The following is a 14,734-nucleotide window of genomic DNA, read 5'->3' on the forward strand; positions in this document are numbered from 1 at the left end:
GCGGGCCGGGGGGCCGGGGGCGTCCGAGGGAACGGGAAGGGGCGGGGTGGGGGACAAGACCGCGCCCGCGCCCCCCGGCAGCCACGGTGAGGGCGCGGTCAGGGGCGGAGGCGGGTTATCTGGGGGTCGTGGTCGCTGGACTGGTCGGCGAACTCGGCGTTGAGGTGGACGATGTCGTAGTCCGGGCCGCGCAGGGCCCGGCTGGTCAGGATGTGGTCCAGGACCTGGGAGTTGCCGTTGTAGACGTAGCCGTAGCGCTCGTTGCGCGGGAAGCGCGTCACCAGGTCGGTCAGGACGCCGCCCTTCGTCAGGGCGGACAGCGCCGGGGAGAACTGGTAGTCGTTGAGGTCGCCCGCGACGACCACCGCCGCCTTCGGGTCGGCGGCCAGCAGGGACTTCACGAAGGTGTTGACCGCCGTGGCCTGACCCGTGCGCTGGGTCTCCGAGGACCGCGCGGGCGGCTGGACGCGGGCGTCGAGGCCCTGGTCGCCGCCCTTGGAGTTGAAGTGGTTCGCGACCACGAACACCGGGCGCCCCCGGAAGGCGAACTGCCCGACCAGCGGCTTGCGGCTGTCCTTCCACACGTCGCTGCCCGGTTCGATGCGGCCGGGGGAGGCGGAGAGGGCGGCCTTGCCGCCGTCCTGAACGACCTTCACCGGCGTCGTCGCGTCGCCGCCCGGGATGTCGGTGAAGGAGACCCGCTTCGGGTTGTACAGGAAGGCGACCCGGATGTTGCCGCCCGGCTGGCCGCCGTCCTGGTCGTCGGCCGGGTTGATCTGCCGCCATGAGTAAGAGGGGCCTCCGGCGGCCGCTATGGCGTCGGTCAGCTTCTTGAGGGTGGCGTCGGCGCTCACGACCCCGTCGTTCGTGGCGCCGTTGTCGTCCTGGACCTCCTCCAGGGCGACGATGTCGGGCGAGGCGAGGTTGTCGACCAGGCCGGACGCGAGGCGGTCGAACTTCGACTGCGCGGTCTTCGGCGACAGGTTCTCGACGTTGTAGGTGGCGACCGACAGTTCGCCGGACTTCTGCTTGCGGGTGCGCTCCCGCTCCAGCCCGCGGTCGTCCAGCGTGCCCAGTGCGTTGGCGGCGATCGTGTAGCCGCCGAAGTTGTCGTAGTCCAGCGGCCCCGCCGTCGTCCCGGCGAGCCTGTCGCCGACGTCGGCGACAGGGAAGGGGCGTTCGGCGTAGGGCAGGAGGGAGGCGACCTTGAGGCGGCCCGCGTTCGGGTCGCGGTACGTGTCGTAGAGGGCGCCGCCGCGCGCGGTGCGCTTGTGGCGCGGCTCGGCGGTGACCCACAGCTCCTTGTACGTATTCGTCGCGCCGACCACGGGCGCGTCGGCGACCGAGACCCGCATGCCCTCCAGCGACTCGTACCGGTCCAGGGCGTACGAACGCGGCCGCAGCGTCCGGCCCTCCAGGGAGCCGTCCGGGGCGTACCGGTCGGGCACGGTGGACGGGTTGAGGCGGAACGCGGCGGGCAGCTCACCCGACTGCGACCGGACCGTCCAGCTCGCCTTGGTGATCTCGGTCAGCGACTGGAGACCGGCCGAAGCGCCGCCTGGGTAGTACTCGCTCACCGTGCCGCTGACCAGGACCGCGTCCCCGACGGCGACGGACGGCGTGGTGGAGCCGGTGAAGACGAAGATCGCCTCGCTGGTCGCCCGGTCGTCGTCCGGCCGGGGGTCCTGGATCCAGAAGCCGCGCGACGAGCCGAAGGAGCGCACCGCCGTGACCGTGCCGGGGACGTCGGTCACCTGCTTCCCGGCCAGCGGGGATATCCGGGTGCTGCCCTGGATGTCGTGGATGCGGGCGGCAGAGTCGGCGGACGCGGACGCGGACGCCGAGGCCGGGCCGACGAGCAGGCCCGCCGCTACGGCGGTGACGGTGACGGCGACGGACGTACGCCGAGCGCCGTGGGGACATGGTGGTGGCCTCCGGTGCGGAGTGAACAGAGGGACAGGGTGGCCTCTACGCGCGTCAATCTCTTGTCTTCGTACGACAGTTGTCAAGAGTGGTCAGATGTACGGGCCCGGACCGGCGGATGAACAGACACACGAACGGCTGGGGGAAAGCAGAGGGGCGGCCACATCGGGACGAAACTGTCCCCGCGTTCCGTCTACGCTGGGGGGTCGGGCCGCGCGCCCCGTTCCCTCCGTACCGCCATCCGCCGAGGAGACTTCCGCATATGCCAGAAGACCGCCCCACCATGCCGCCCGTGCGGCTCCGCAGCGAAGCGGAGCTGGCCCGGGACGCGCTCGCCGCGCCGCTTCTCGCCCGCGCGGTACGGCTCGCCCGCTGGGCCGAGCCCGGAAAGCCGGTGGCGTCGGGGGGCGTGCTGTCGGCGGATGATCTGCGGGAGGCGGTGGAGCTGCTGGACCTCGCGGCGGACGAGGACGGGCCCGAGCACGCCGCCCAGGCGTGGCAGCTGGCCGTCGACACCGGGCTGGTCGCGATCCAGGAGTCCGCGGCGGACGACTCCGAAGCGGACTCGGCGGCGGACGACGACACCGCGGCCGACGGCGAGCGCGAGCCCGCCGCCACCGCGATCAGCGGCGAGGAGCTCCAGCTGATCACGGGCGGCAGCCCGCAGGACGTCCTCGACATCTGGCTCGACGGCTTCGAGACCGTCCTCGCCGACGCCGCCGCGCCCGACCTCGGTGACCTCGTGGACCAGATCAGCGAGGGCGGCGAGATCGACCTCGACTCGATCGACTGGAACCCGGAGGAGGAGGCCGAGTTCCTGGACGGGATCCTCGGCAACCTCTACCTGCTCACCGCCATGGACGAGGAGGCGGCCGTCGGCTCGGTGCCGCTGCCCGCGCTCGTCGCCTCCATGGTCGTCCCCGACGACATGGACGAGCCCACCGACGACATCCTCGAAGAGGTGTCGGAGGCGATGGTGCGGCTGGACGACCAGTTCCGGCTGCTCGCCCCGACCGGCCTGATCGACTACCAGCCGGTGGACGAGGCGCTGATCGAGGAGGTCGACGGCGAGGTCCGGCTCCATGAGTCCGAGGCCGCGCGGGAGCAGGCGGTGCAGGACGAGGAGGAGGACGTCTCCCGTTACGGCATGGTCCGGCTCACCCCCCTCGGCGTCTACGCGGTCCGCTCCCGCATGCTCGACGCGGGCGTCGACGCCCCGGTCGTCGGCGACCTGGCCGACAAGGGCGCGGACGTCCTGCTGGACACCCTCCCCGGCCACCCCGAGTCCGCCGCCCACGCCGAGGCCGAGCTGTGGCTGGGCCGCCGTACGCCGGAGGGGGCCGCCCGGGAGCTGCTGGCCGCCGCCCGCGGCGACGACGAGGGCGCCCCGCTGCGCCGTCTCACCTGCCAGCAGACGCTGTCGCTGGTCGGCGGCGCGGCCGAACCCGCGCTGCGGGAGGTGCTGGACGACCGCCACCTGGGCGGGCTGGCCCGGGTGTGGCTGGCCGAGCACGGCGCCAAGGACATCCCGGAGCCGTCGGAGACCATGGTCTTCTGGCTGACGGTGGACACCCTGGCCGCGCAGCTCGCCACGGAGGACGACTCCGAGGAGCTGCGGGATCTGGTGCGCGGACTGGTCGACCAGTCCGGCGGGTTCTTCGAGTCGGCCTGGCGGGTGGATCACCCCGCGACGGCCGACGTGCTGGAGGCGATGGGGCGGCTGCACCCGGACAAGAAGGCCGCGAAGGAGGCCCGGAAGGCCGCCTTCAAGGCCCGCTCCCGGGCGTAACGGCAATCGGGATCAGGTGGAGCGCGACATCGACGGGCCCGTTTGGTCCGTCGATGTCTCATTGCGTTCAACTGCTGTTCGGTCGAGGGCGAAAATCTATGCGCGCAGTGCGCAGCAGCGCGCAGCATGGCGTCCGCAGCCAGGCCCTTGCCGCTCAGGAGATGAAGATGGCCGTCACTCGAAGAGACTTCGCGAAGCGCTCCGCGTACACCGGGGCCGGGTTCGCCCTCGTCGGCACCGCCGGTGTGCTCGGCACCGCGCCCGGTGCCCTGGCGACGGAGACCGCAGGTACCGCCGCGGAGCAGGGAGGCGGCGCCGCGGGGCTCGGCTACGGCCCGCTCGTCGCCGACCCCAAGGGCATCCTCGCCCTGCCCGAGGGCTTCACGTACCGGATCATCACCCGCACCGGTGAGACGACGCTGGAGTCCGGCGAGTCCACCCCGTCCAACCACGACGGCACCGCCACCTTCGAGGGCCCGCGCGGTGCGACGCTGCTCGTCAACAACCACGAGCTGGCCGGTCCCCGCACGGACTGGCCGCACCCCGTCCCCCTGATCGACGGCCTGGTCTACGACCCGGCGGCGTCCGGCGGCTGCACCGTGGTCGAGGTCGCCAAGCACGGCGACCACGTCTCCGAGTGGGTGGGCATAGCGGGCACCGCCACCAACTGCGCGGGCGGGCGCACCCCGTGGGGCACCTGGCTGACCTGCGAGGAGACCGAGGACAAGGCCGGTCAGAAGGGGATGACCAAGGACCACGGCTACGTCTTCGAGGTCGATCCGCTCGACCGCAAGGCGAACCGCAACCCCAAGCCGATCAAGGCCCTGGGCCGGTACGCGCACGAGGCGGTCGTCGTCGACCCCAAGCGCGGCCACCTCTACCTCACCGAGGACGCCTCCGGCCCGAACGGTCTCCTCTACCGCTGGGTCCCGCCGCACGGCTTCGAGCACGGCCGCGGCCAGCTGCGTACCCTCAAGGACGACGCGGGCGTGCTCCAGGCGCCCAAGTGCTACGACGCGGGCGGCAAGTTCGTGGACGATCTGTCCCGCGCCACCAAGACCGGCACGGTCTACGGCGTGGACTGGGAGCCGGTGCTCGACCGCGACGCGAAGTCGGTCTCCGTCCGGAAGCAGTTCAAGGACGGTGAGATCACCCGGGCGCGCAAGCTGGAGGGCATGTGGTGGGCCGACGGGGGCGCGTACATCGTCTCCTCGTACGCCCGTGAGGAGAGCCCGGTCCAGCACGACGGCCAGGTCTGGTTCTACGACCCCAAGCGCCGCACCCTCACCCTGAAGGTGCTGCTGGGCGTCAACCCGGACCCGTCGAAGGACGGCGCGTTCGACGGCCCGGACAACATCACCGTCTCGCCGTACGGCGGTCTGGTGATCGCCGAGGACGGCGAGGGCATCCAGCACCTGTTCGGGGCGACGGACGACGGCCGTACGTACCCGATCGCGCGCAACGACCTCAACATCGGCTCGGCGGAGGAGCCGGAGTTCAGCGAATTCACCGGCGTGGTCTTCTCGCCCGACGGGGGGACCCTGTACGCGAACATCCAGGTCCCGGGCATCATGCTGGCGATCACCGGTCCCTGGCGCCGCCAGAGCTGAGCCGGGGAATCCGGCGGGCGGGCGTGTGCGTTGACGCGTAGGTGACCTCGCGCCTTCGTAACGTCCCCTTCTCCATCCTGGACCGCTCCCGCACCCGGCAGGGGCGGGAGCGGTCCGAGGCGCTGCGCGACACCGTACGGTTCGCCCAGCAGGCCGAGGCTCTGGGCTACCACCGCTTCTGGGTCTCGGAACACCACAGCGTCCCCGGTGTCGCCGGATCGGCGCCCACCGTGCTGGCGGCCGCCGTTGCGTCGGCGACGGACCGCATCCCGGGTGGGCACGGGCGGCGTGATGCTTGCCGAACCACCGGCCGCTGGTGGTTGCGGAGCAGTTCGGGGTGCTGGCCTCCCTCTTCCCCGGCCGCATCGACATGGGGCTCGGCCGCTCGGTCGGCTTCACCGACGGCATCCGCCGGGCGCTGGGCGCCGAGAAGGACGCCGCGCAGGACTTCGGTGCGCAACTGGCCGAGCTGCTGGGCTGGTTCACCGGTGAGCAGCGCGCGTACCCCCAGGTCCACGCCCACCCGGCGGAGGGCCTGGCCCTGCCCGCCTTCGTCCTGGCGACGGGCACGGGCGCGGACGTGGCGGCCGAGGCCGGATTGGGACTCGTCATCGGCGATCTCCGCGGCCGGGACCGCATGCTGCGCGCGATCGACCGCTACCGGGCGGGCTTCCGGCCCTCGGCGTGGTCGTCCGCGCCGTACGTCGTCGTATCCGGCAACGTGGCCGTCGCCGACACGACGGCCGAGGCGCGCCGCCTCCTCGCCCCCGAAGCCTGGGCGATGGCCCACTCCCGCACCCGCGGCAGCTTCCCGGCGCTCACCCCGCCGGAGGAGATCGCCACGCTGGACATGACCGAGAAGGAGCGCGGCTTCTACGAGGAGGGGCTGAGCGGCCAGCTCTACGGCACGGAGGACGAGGTGGCCGCCGCGCTCGACGAGCTGATCGGGCGCAGCGGTGCGGACGAGGTGCTGGTGACGACGAGCACGTACGACCGCGACGCCCTGCTCGACTCGTACCGGCGGCTGGCCCGGGTGGCGGGCCTGGCAGGGGACCCGGTGTCCGTCTAGCCCCCTCGGCGTACCGGGGGTAGATCTTTTCGGGGGTGCCGGGTTCGTTTACGCTGTCGATCGCTCGAACAATGGGCGGTAGTCCAACGGGGGTGAGGTCGGCATGTCCCGACAACTGGGCTGGCCGACCGCGCCGCCAACACCGCGCCCACTGGGCCATGGTGATCCCGCCCGGACCGGTCCGTACCGGTTGGAGGGGGTTCTCGGCGCGGGCGGGATGGGCCGCGTCTACCTGGGTCGTACGCCCGCCGGAAGCGCGGTGGCGGTCAAGGTCGTACACCGCGAGTACGCGGGCGACGCGTCGTTCCGCAAGCGGTTCGAGCAGGAAGTGGCCGCGGCCCGGCGGGTGCAGGGGCTCTACACGGTGCCCGTGGTCGACGCGGATCTCCAGGCCGATGAGCCATGGCTGGCCACGGCCTACATTCCCGGGCCATCGCTCCAGCAGGCGGTGGCCGACGGGGAGCCGTTGTCGGCCGACGCGGTGCTGGGGCTGGTCGCCAGGGTGGCCGAAGCCTTGCAGTCCATCCACGCGGCCGGTGTGATCCACCGCGATCTGAAGCCGTCCAACATCATCCTTACCGGTGACGGGCCGAAGGTCATCGACTTCGGTATCGCCCGCGCCGCGGACGTCACGTCGGTGACCGCCACCGGGATGCGTACGGGCACGCCGGCCTATATGGCGCCCGAATACATCAGGGGGCAGGACGTCACCGAGGCCGGTGATGTGTTCGCCCTCGGGGGCATTGCCCACTTTGCCGCCACCGGACGGCTCCCCTTCGGCGGCGGCGCCGACCACGCCGTGATCTACCGCGTCCTGGAACACGCCCCCGACCTCGACGGCTGCCCCGAGCCCGTGCGGGCCATCGCCGCCCGCTGCTTGGAGAAGGAGCCGGAGCAGCGGCCGACCCCGGCCGAGGTCATCGAGCAGTGCGGCCGGGCCGACGCCACGGGCATCGCCGACGCCCACACGCGCACCGCCGTGTCGCTGTCGGGGGCCGGGCCCGTGACACCGAACGCCCCGGGCGCGCCCAGCGACCGCGGCGCGCCCGACGCCGAGACACGCACCGCACGGTCGCCGCGCGGCTCCGGGCCCGCCGCCCCCGTACCGCCGTCCGCTCCGGCACGGGGGGCGACTCCGCCGGGGGCGGACACGTCGGCGAACCCGCCGGTCGCGGACCCCTTCACCGCGCCCGCCGCGGAGTTGCCCCTCGTGCTCGGCGGAGTCGGGGTCTTCATCCTCGCCATCATCCTGATCGCCGTCTACCTGCCCGACTCTTCCCCCGCCCGCGGTCCCAGCTACCCCTATCGCTCGTACGAGCCCACGGCCTCCATCGGCCCCACCGGGAAGTCCGGGGAGGTCCAGGGCATGGCGTTCAGTCCGGACGGCAAGACACTCGCCACCGGCAGCGACGAGGGCAAGGTGCGACTGTGGGATGTCGCCCGCCGCAAACCCAAAGCCACCTTCACCCAGCGCGACGGCGCCGGCAATGACGGGTTCGAGATCCGCGACGTGGCGTTCAGCCCCAACGGCAAGCTCCTCGCCGCCACCAATATGACCGGGTGGGTGACCCTGTGGGACGTGGCCGAGCACCGGCAGATCCGCTTCCTCTACAGCGAAGGCGAAAGCGTGGCCTTCAGCCCGGACGGCAAGCTGTTCGCCACTGGCGATGAGAGCAAGTCGGTGCACCTGTGGGACATCAACGGCCGCGGGGACGAGGCACTCGCCTACTTCAGCCCCAACGCGCCGGTCAAAGATGTGGCCTTCAGCCCGGACGGCCGGACGCTGGCCTCCGCGGGCGACGACTCCGGCAGCAATCTCACCCCGAACCACGCGGCGCTGCTGTGGGACGTGGCGGGCCGTGACCCGGAGCCGTACGGCCAAGACGATCCACGCGCCACCCTTTCCACGCCCCAAGGCGTCCAGAGCGTGGCGTTCAGTCCGGACGGCAAGACACTCGCCACCGGCGGCACCGACTACGACGTGCGGCTGTGGGACGTGGCCACCCGCCGCCGCACAGCCATCCTCAGCGACTACTACCAGGCGGAGGTCGAGGACCTGGCGTTCAGTCCGGACGGCAAGACGCTCGCCGTCCCCGGCGGAAACGGACTCCTGCTGTGGAACGTGGCCAGTCGCAAGCCACGCGCCATCCTGACGACCGGCTCCCAGGAGGCGGACAACACGATCCATGACGTGGCCTTCAGCCCGGACGGACGGTTCGTCGCGGGCCACGAAGGCACGGCCCGCACGGTACGCCTGTGGAAGACCCCCAAGTGAGGGCTCAGTAGGCTTACACCTTCTCCCACACCGACACATGCCGGGGGCTGTCGTTCGTGAACGGCTCCCGCGCCCAGCCCTCCCACCGGTCGCGCAGCCGCATCCCGGCGAGCCGGGCCATCAGGTCCAGCTCCGCGGGCCATACGTACCGGAAGGGGAACGGCGTGTACGTGGCCCGGCCGTCCTCCTCGAGCACCAGGTGGTGCGAACTCATCTCCTGGGTCGCGACGTCGTACGTGTCGAACCCCCAGCGCGTGGCGTCGACGTGGAACGGCACGATGTGCTGCCCCGGGGGCAGCTTCCGCAGCTCGGGAATCATCACCTCGATGACGAAGCAGCCGCCGGGGGCGAGGTGTCGCGCGACATTGCGGAAGCACGCCACCTGGGCGTCCTGCGTCGTCAGATTCATGATCGTGTTGAAGACGAGGTACGCGACGGAGAACGTGCCGTCGGCCTGCGCGGTGGCGAAGTCGCCGATCGTCACCCCGATCGCGTCCCCGCCCGGCTTGTCGCGCAGCCGGGCCACCATCGCCCGGGACAGCTCGATTCCATGGACCGGTACGCCGCGGGCCGCCAGCGGCAGCGCGATACGCCCCGTCCCGACCCCCAGCTCCAACGCCCGCCCGCCCCCGGCGAGCCCCGCCAGCACGTCCACCACCGGGTCCACGACGCCCGGCTCGAACATCTCCGCCGCCGACTCGTCGTACGTCGCCGCGACGCGCCCTCCGAAGTGCCCGTCATCGCTCATGCCCGGGACCGTACTCCGGAGATATTGCCCGGCGCGCCTCATTTTCGGGGTCAGACGGCGACGAGGGTGACCCGGCCTCCGCACAGCTTTTCCATGTCGTCCGTGTCCGAGGTCAGCATGACCACAGGGCCGGGCTGGTGCAGCGCGGTGACTGCCACCATCGCGTCCATGGCGTATGTGTGGCCGTGCAACCCGGTCTCCTGGAGCAGGAGCGCGGCTTCTTTGGACCAGTCCACGCTGAGGGGCTCCACGCGCAATTGGGAGAGCACGTAGTTCCAGCGGGCGCGTTTGATGCCGTTGTGCTGGGCCTCGATGAGGGTGGCGCCGCTGACCACTCGGTCGGCACCGCGGTCCAGCGCGGATCGCACCATGTTCATCACGGCCCGGTCCTGCTCCAGATACAGCGACAGTCCCTGGCTGTCCAGGATCAGGCAGCCGCCACCGCTCAGACGGCCTCGTGCCACCGGGACTCCCGGCGCTCGGCCGCGGCCCAGATGTCGGCGGCCGCCTCGCGCTCCGCGCCGGTGAACGGGCCGTGCTCATCCTCGAACTCGGCGAGGTATGCGCGCGTGGCCTGATTGCGCAGATGCTCCTCGATGGCCACGGCGACGAGCGCCGAGTCCGTCCCCCCCGTGTGCGCGGGTGCGCCCGGCGCCCTGGGGCGCGCCCCCGGCCCGCCTCAGCGCGGGGCTGGCGGGGGCCGGGGTGTCCCCGGTTTCGGGGAGGGGCGGGGTGGGGGAGAACCCGCCCCGCCCGCCTCAGAGGGCCTTGCCCGCGGGCTTCGCCATGCCCCGCACCGTGCGCGAGTCGACGTACTCGCCCATCGCCGTCATCTCCCACTCGCCCGAGAACTGCTTGATCAGCTTCGCCATCATCACGCCCGTCCGCGGCTCGGCATGCGTGATGTCGAAGCGGACCAGCTCCTCGTTCGTCTGGGCGTCGACCAGGCGGCAGTATGCCTTGGCCACGTCCGTGAACTTCTGGCCGGAGAAGGAGTTGACCGTGAAGACGAGGCCCGTGACCTCCGGGGGGAGGCCGCCCAGGTGGACGGTGATGGATTCGTCGTCGCCGCCGCCCTCACCGGTGAGGTTGTCACCGGAGTGCTGGATCGCGCCGTTGAGGATGGCCAGCTTGCCGAAGAAGCACGCGTCGATCTTCTTGCGGTCGACGCCGAAGGCGATCACGGAGGCATCGAGGTCGATGTCCGCGCCACGGAAGGCGGGCTCCCAGCCGAGGCCCATCTTCACCGACGACAGCACCGGCTGACCGCCCTTGACCAGGGAAACGGTCTGGTTCTTCTGGAGGCTCACCCGGCCCTTGTCCAGGTTGATCTTCCCGGAAGAGGGGGGAGTGGTGGGCATGGGGGGCGGGGCCACCTGGGCCGCCGGGCCGGTGGGCGGGGGCGCTTGGGTGACCGGGGGAGCGGCAGGCGCGGCCGGGGCGGCGGGTTCTTCCACCGTTACGCCGAAGTCCGTCGCGATGCCCGCCAAGCCATTCGCATAGCCCTGCCCCACCGCCCGTACCTTCCAGCCCCCGCCCCGCCGGTACACCTCGACCACCACGAGCGCGGTCTCCGCCCCCAGCTGGGGCGGGGTGAACGTGGCGATCACGGCGCCGTCATCCGCCCCGCGCACCGTGGCGGTCGGTTCGGTGCCCGCGAAGGTGGCGCCGGGGGCGTCCAGGCTCGCGGTCACCACGATCTTGTCGATGTCGGGGGGAACGGCGGCGGTGTCGACGGTGATCGCGTCACCACCGCCCCCGGCCCCGGAGCGGTGGGTCACGCCGGGGCCGGTGGGCTGGTTGTAGAACACGAAGTCGTCGTCGGAGCGCACCTTGCCGTCGGTGGTGAGCAGCAGGCCCGACACGTCGAGCCGCACGGGCGCGGTGACGTCCACCGCCACGCGCGCGACGGTGAGGGGGAGGTTCGAGCCGGGAGTCATAGCGGTCATGTCCGGGGTAACGAACGTCCCCCTTTTACGGTTCCTTGACCTGCCGAGCCACCCAGCCGCCGCAGCGTGCATGAATCGTCAACAACCCTGCGCGGATTGACAAGGACATGCGCCCTCGCCCTCGGGCACATTGGATGTCGCAATCCCGAACAGTCAAGCCGCACGGTCCAGGGCGGTCAGCGGCCGGGGGGATGCCGCTGGTGCCGCCCGCACACCCCAGAGGCCCGGGGATTCCCGGGCCTCTGGGTCGTGGGCGTTCCGCGGCGGCAGGTCAGTCGTCGATCGCCTGGTAGAGGGTGGTCCAGAAGTCGTTGATGGCCCGCGCCGAATCCGGAGTGGACATCCCGGTCTGGGTGAGCAGGATGCCGACGAGCTGGTTGTCCGGGTCGGCGTACGTCGAGGTGCCGGTTCCGCCGTCCCAGCCGAACTGGCCGACGGGCGCGTAGTCACCACGGTAGGTGCGCACCGCCATCCCGAAGCCCCAGCCACCGTGCTGCCCCGTGCCGTGTGCCAGATGGACGACGTCGCGGGCCCAGGCTTCCCGGGCGGCCAACGTCTCGGGCCTGAGGCGGTTGGTGGTCATCAGCTCGACGGCGGGCCGGGACAGGACCCGTTGGGTGCCGTGCGTCCCGTGGTTGAGCAGCATCCGGAAGTAGGCGTGATAGTCGTCGACGGTGGAGTCGAGTCCGCCGCCGCCGGACTCGAACGCCGGGGGCTTGCTGTGGTGTCCCCCTTCGGCCTCGTCCTCCACGTTGAACTCCCCGGTCCGTGGATCGGGGGAGTAGAGGGGCGGCAGCCGGTCGATCTTGTCGGCGGGCACGTGGAAACCGGTGTCCTTCATGCCCAGCGGATCGAAGATGCGTTCACGCAGGAACGTCTCGAACGACTGGCCGGTGACCCTGGCGACGAGCACGCCGAGCACGTCGTCGCTGACGTTGTACAGCCACCGCTCGCCGGGCTGGTACATCAGCGGGAGCGTGCCGAGGCGGCGCATCCACTCATCCGGCTCCGGCGCCGGCAGCAGCCATCCGTCCTCCTGGCCGTAAACCCCCTGCTCGAAGAAGGCGCCCATCATCGGAGCGTCCTTCGCCGTCATGTCCAGTCCGAGCCCGCAGGTGGAGGTCAGCAGGTCCCGCACGGTGATCGGACGCCGCGCCGGCACGGTGTCGTCCAGCGGGCCGTCGGCCCGCTTCAGCACCCGCCGGTCGGCCAGCTCGGGCAGCCACCGGTCCACCGGGTCGTCCAGCCGGAGTCGGCACTCGTCCAGCAGGACCATCGCCGCCGCCACCGCGACCGGCTTGGTGGTCGAGGCCATCCGGAAGATGGTGTCCCGGCGCATCGGTAAGCCGCCGTCATGGCGCATCGTTCCGATCGCTTCGACGTGTCTCTCCTCGCCGCAGCTGACCAGGGCGACGAGCCCGGGTATCTTCCCGCTCTCGACATGCCGTGCCAGTACGTCGCGCAGTCGGCGCAGCCCTGTTGCGGAGAAGCCTTTTCCCATCACGAATCCCCCTGTTCACCGGTGGCGCGCTCGATGTCGTCGGTCAGCTGTTTCCGTGCACGGGCGGGGACGTAGCCGCCCTCCGTGTAGTTCTGGGCGAACGCCTCGACGAACTCCACCGGGTCGTCCCCGACGATCTCGCGGATCGGCGTTCCGTCCGCAGCGGCCTGCTCGAAGAGGTCGGCGAGGTCTTCGAACATCGACTCAACGCTGTCGCCGTCGGTCGGCACGAAGTACATCAGGTACCGCTCGATCGCTCCGGCCGCCGTGCCGTAGTTCTCGGGAAGCTCCTTGACCCGCGCCTTGTACGCCCGCCAGCGCTTCTTGGGTCCGATCATCTTCGAGATGAAGCCGCTCTTTTCGCCATCGGACATGGCTACTTGCCCCCTTCGCGGAGCTGTTCCAGACGTTCTGTGAGGAAGCTCCACGTCCTCCAGAACTCTTCGAGGTATGCCTGTCCCTGAGCGTTGAGGGAGTGCACCTTGCGCGGCGGTCCCTTCTCGGAGGGGACCTTCTCCACGTCGACGAGGCCGCGCTTCTCGATCCTGACGAGCAGCGCGTAGATGGTTCCTTCGGCGATGTCGGCGAACCCCTGCTCCCGCAGCCGCGCCGTGATCTCGTAGCCGTAGGCGGGGCGTCCGGACAGGGTCGCGAGGATGATGCCCTCCAGCGTGCCCTTGAGCATCTCCGTCTCCAGCTTGGACATGGAACACCTCCTCCCTGCGCTAGTCAGCGCTGTTGAGTACCGGTACACAGTAACGCTGACTACCGGTACTTAGCAAGGCCGAATAGTGGGCCCGTAGGTTTCGCTGCTCGGCGCGGGCCGGTGGCCGGGTTGTGCCCACCCGTCCGGCCCTGCGGAACGATTGCCCATAACCTGGGTGCATCCGGGGGCCGGGGTGTCCCCGGTTTCGGGAAGGGGCGGAGTGGGGGAGAGGGCCCCGCCTACTCCGGCCCGCACTGACGCAAGACGGACGCCACCACGTCGTCCAATCCGTACGCGGTCATCTCCGGCGGCAGCATGCCGCTCACCGTCAGGTCGGCGTACCCGTGCAGCGCCGCGAAGACCGGCAGGGCGACCCGTTCCACGGGCCCCTTCCGCACCTCGCCCCGGCGCTGCCCCTCGGCGATCAGCCCGAGGAACTGCTCGGACCACCGGTGGGCCGCCGCGCCCAGGGCCTCCGACGCCTCCAGGCTGTGCTTGACCGAGAACATCAGGTCGAGCAGCGCGGCGTTGGCCACGGCGAAGTCCACGTAGGCGCGGGCCATGGCGTCCAGCCGTTCGCCGAACGACTCGCCCACGCCCTCCTGGGAGGCCGCCACCGCTTCGTCGAACCGCTCGAAGCCGTTCAGTGCCAGGGCGTCCAGCAGCGCCTGCTTGTTCTTGAAGTGGCGGCTGGGCGCGGCGGGGCTCACTCCGATGTCCCGGGCCAGTTCCCGCAGGGACAGGGCGCCCGATCCCTTCTCGCGCAGCGTTCGCTCGGCCCGCGCGAGCAGTTCCGAGGGGAGGTCTCCGTGGTGGTAGGGGCGGTTTTTCATGTCCTCAGCCTAGCCGGGTGTGAGCAACGCCCACATTGTTGGCGTTGCATACATTGTTATCGCCGCCTACATTGGGAGTCATGGCAAAGAATACGAACACCCCGTCCTGGAACATTACCGACATCCCCGACCAGACCGGCCGCACCGCCGTCGTGACCGGTGCCAACAGCGGGCTCGGCCTCGCCACCGCCAAGGCGCTGGCCGGTGCGGGCGCCCACGTGGTCCTCGCCGTACGGGACCCCGAGCGGGGTGAGGCCGCCTCCGCTACCGTGCGCCGCAGCGGGGCCGTAAGTGGCAGCGTCGAGGTGCGCCGCCTCGACCTGGCCGACCT

Annotated in this window: 13 protein-coding genes and 1 pseudogene; 5 read left to right on the plus strand and 9 right to left on the minus strand. The window is 71.1% G+C overall.

Going from position 1 to position 14,734, the window contains the following annotated elements:
• Positions 1–98 precede the first annotated feature (98 nt).
• Positions 99–1,952 carry an endonuclease/exonuclease/phosphatase family protein gene (locus SSOG_RS34140; protein ID WP_050800382.1) on the minus strand — a complete coding sequence of 618 codons (1,854 nt, stop codon included), beginning with the start codon at positions 1,950–1,952 and terminating at the stop codon, positions 99–101.
• A 233-nt stretch (positions 1,953–2,185) separates the two neighbouring features.
• Between SSOG_RS34140 and SSOG_RS34145 the strand changes: the two genes are divergently transcribed.
• The 4 genes and pseudogenes from SSOG_RS34145 to SSOG_RS34160 all read left to right on the plus strand — a co-directional run bounded on the left by SSOG_RS34145 (position 2,186) and on the right by SSOG_RS34160 (position 8,666).
• On the plus strand, positions 2,186–3,712 hold the full coding sequence (locus SSOG_RS34145) for a hypothetical protein (protein ID WP_039939323.1): 1,527 nt from the start codon (positions 2,186–2,188) through the stop codon (positions 3,710–3,712).
• 167 nt (positions 3,713–3,879) lie between these two features.
• The gene (locus SSOG_RS34150; protein ID WP_039942153.1) at positions 3,880–5,322 is read left to right on the plus strand and encodes an alkaline phosphatase PhoX; all 1,443 of its coding nucleotides are present in this window, start codon (positions 3,880–3,882) and stop codon (positions 5,320–5,322) included.
• Positions 5,323–5,363: 41 nt separating this feature from the next.
• A pseudogene (locus SSOG_RS34155) lies at positions 5,364–6,391 on the plus strand (LLM class flavin-dependent oxidoreductase).
• 103 nt (positions 6,392–6,494) lie between these two features.
• Positions 6,495–8,666, plus strand: coding sequence for a WD40 repeat domain-containing serine/threonine protein kinase (locus tag SSOG_RS34160; RefSeq protein WP_039939324.1), 2,172 nt, complete (start codon positions 6,495–6,497; stop codon positions 8,664–8,666).
• Positions 8,667–8,679: 13 nt separating this feature from the next.
• On the opposite strand, the gene SSOG_RS34165 is transcribed toward SSOG_RS34160, so the two are convergent.
• From SSOG_RS34165 to SSOG_RS34195, 8 genes are all read right to left on the minus strand, one after another.
• Positions 8,680–9,414: a class I SAM-dependent DNA methyltransferase gene (locus SSOG_RS34165; RefSeq protein WP_009718833.1), complete on the minus strand. Its 735-nt coding sequence runs from the start codon at positions 9,412–9,414 to the stop codon at positions 8,680–8,682.
• A gap of 50 nt (positions 9,415–9,464) precedes the next feature.
• On the minus strand, positions 9,465–9,878 hold the full coding sequence (locus SSOG_RS34170; RefSeq protein WP_039939325.1) for a DNA-binding protein: 414 nt from the start codon (positions 9,876–9,878) through the stop codon (positions 9,465–9,467).
• Complete coding sequence (locus SSOG_RS52690) at positions 9,860–10,018, minus strand: hypothetical protein (protein ID WP_009718835.1); 159 nt, start codon at positions 10,016–10,018, stop codon at positions 9,860–9,862. The genes SSOG_RS34170 and SSOG_RS52690 overlap by 19 nt, the downstream gene beginning before the upstream one ends.
• Before the next feature lie 154 nt (positions 10,019–10,172).
• The gene (locus SSOG_RS34175; RefSeq protein ID WP_009718836.1) at positions 10,173–11,363 is read right to left on the minus strand and encodes a TerD family protein; all 1,191 of its coding nucleotides are present in this window, start codon (positions 11,361–11,363) and stop codon (positions 10,173–10,175) included.
• 271 nt (positions 11,364–11,634) lie between these two features.
• Positions 11,635–12,864 (minus strand): serine hydrolase domain-containing protein, encoded by a 1,230-nt coding sequence (locus SSOG_RS34180; protein WP_039939326.1) that lies wholly within the window; start codon positions 12,862–12,864, stop codon positions 11,635–11,637.
• Complete coding sequence (locus SSOG_RS34185; protein WP_009718838.1) at positions 12,864–13,238, minus strand: DUF1048 domain-containing protein; 375 nt, start codon at positions 13,236–13,238, stop codon at positions 12,864–12,866. Before SSOG_RS34185 ends, SSOG_RS34180 begins: the two co-directional genes overlap by 1 nt.
• Before the next feature lie 2 nt (positions 13,239–13,240).
• Positions 13,241–13,570, minus strand: a complete 330-nt coding sequence (locus SSOG_RS34190; protein WP_009718839.1) for a PadR family transcriptional regulator — start codon at positions 13,568–13,570, stop codon at positions 13,241–13,243.
• A 239-nt stretch (positions 13,571–13,809) separates the two neighbouring features.
• Positions 13,810–14,403, minus strand: a complete 594-nt coding sequence (locus tag SSOG_RS34195; RefSeq protein WP_009718840.1) for a TetR/AcrR family transcriptional regulator — start codon at positions 14,401–14,403, stop codon at positions 13,810–13,812.
• An 80-nt stretch (positions 14,404–14,483) separates the two neighbouring features.
• Between SSOG_RS34195 and SSOG_RS34200 the strand changes: the two genes are divergently transcribed.
• A partial coding sequence (locus SSOG_RS34200) for an SDR family NAD(P)-dependent oxidoreductase (RefSeq protein ID WP_009718841.1) occupies positions 14,484–14,734 on the plus strand: 251 nt, incomplete at its 3' end.

Origin of the sequence: Streptomyces himastatinicus ATCC 53653 (assembly GCF_000158915.1) — a bacterium.
Lineage (GTDB): Bacteria > Actinomycetota > Actinomycetes > Streptomycetales > Streptomycetaceae > Streptomyces > Streptomyces himastatinicus.

Coding starts and splice junctions, on each gene's coding strand:
- SSOG_RS34195 (WP_009718840.1), bottom strand. CDS start 14,403: ATGAAAAACCGCCCCTACCACCACGGAGACCTCCCCTCGGAACTGCTC.
- SSOG_RS34165 (WP_009718833.1), bottom strand. CDS start 9,414: ATGAGCGATGACGGGCACTTCGGAGGGCGCGTCGCGGCGACGTACGAC.
- SSOG_RS34175 (WP_009718836.1), bottom strand. CDS start 11,363: ATGACCGCTATGACTCCCGGCTCGAACCTCCCCCTCACCGTCGCGCGC.
- SSOG_RS34150 (WP_039942153.1), top strand. CDS start 3,880: ATGGCCGTCACTCGAAGAGACTTCGCGAAGCGCTCCGCGTACACCGGG.
- SSOG_RS34190 (WP_009718839.1), bottom strand. CDS start 13,570: ATGTCCAAGCTGGAGACGGAGATGCTCAAGGGCACGCTGGAGGGCATC.
- SSOG_RS34185 (WP_009718838.1), bottom strand. CDS start 13,238: ATGTCCGATGGCGAAAAGAGCGGCTTCATCTCGAAGATGATCGGACCC.
- SSOG_RS34180 (WP_039939326.1), bottom strand. CDS start 12,864: ATGGGAAAAGGCTTCTCCGCAACAGGGCTGCGCCGACTGCGCGACGTA.
- SSOG_RS34160 (WP_039939324.1), top strand. CDS start 6,495: ATGTCCCGACAACTGGGCTGGCCGACCGCGCCGCCAACACCGCGCCCA.
- SSOG_RS34145 (WP_039939323.1), top strand. CDS start 2,186: ATGCCAGAAGACCGCCCCACCATGCCGCCCGTGCGGCTCCGCAGCGAA.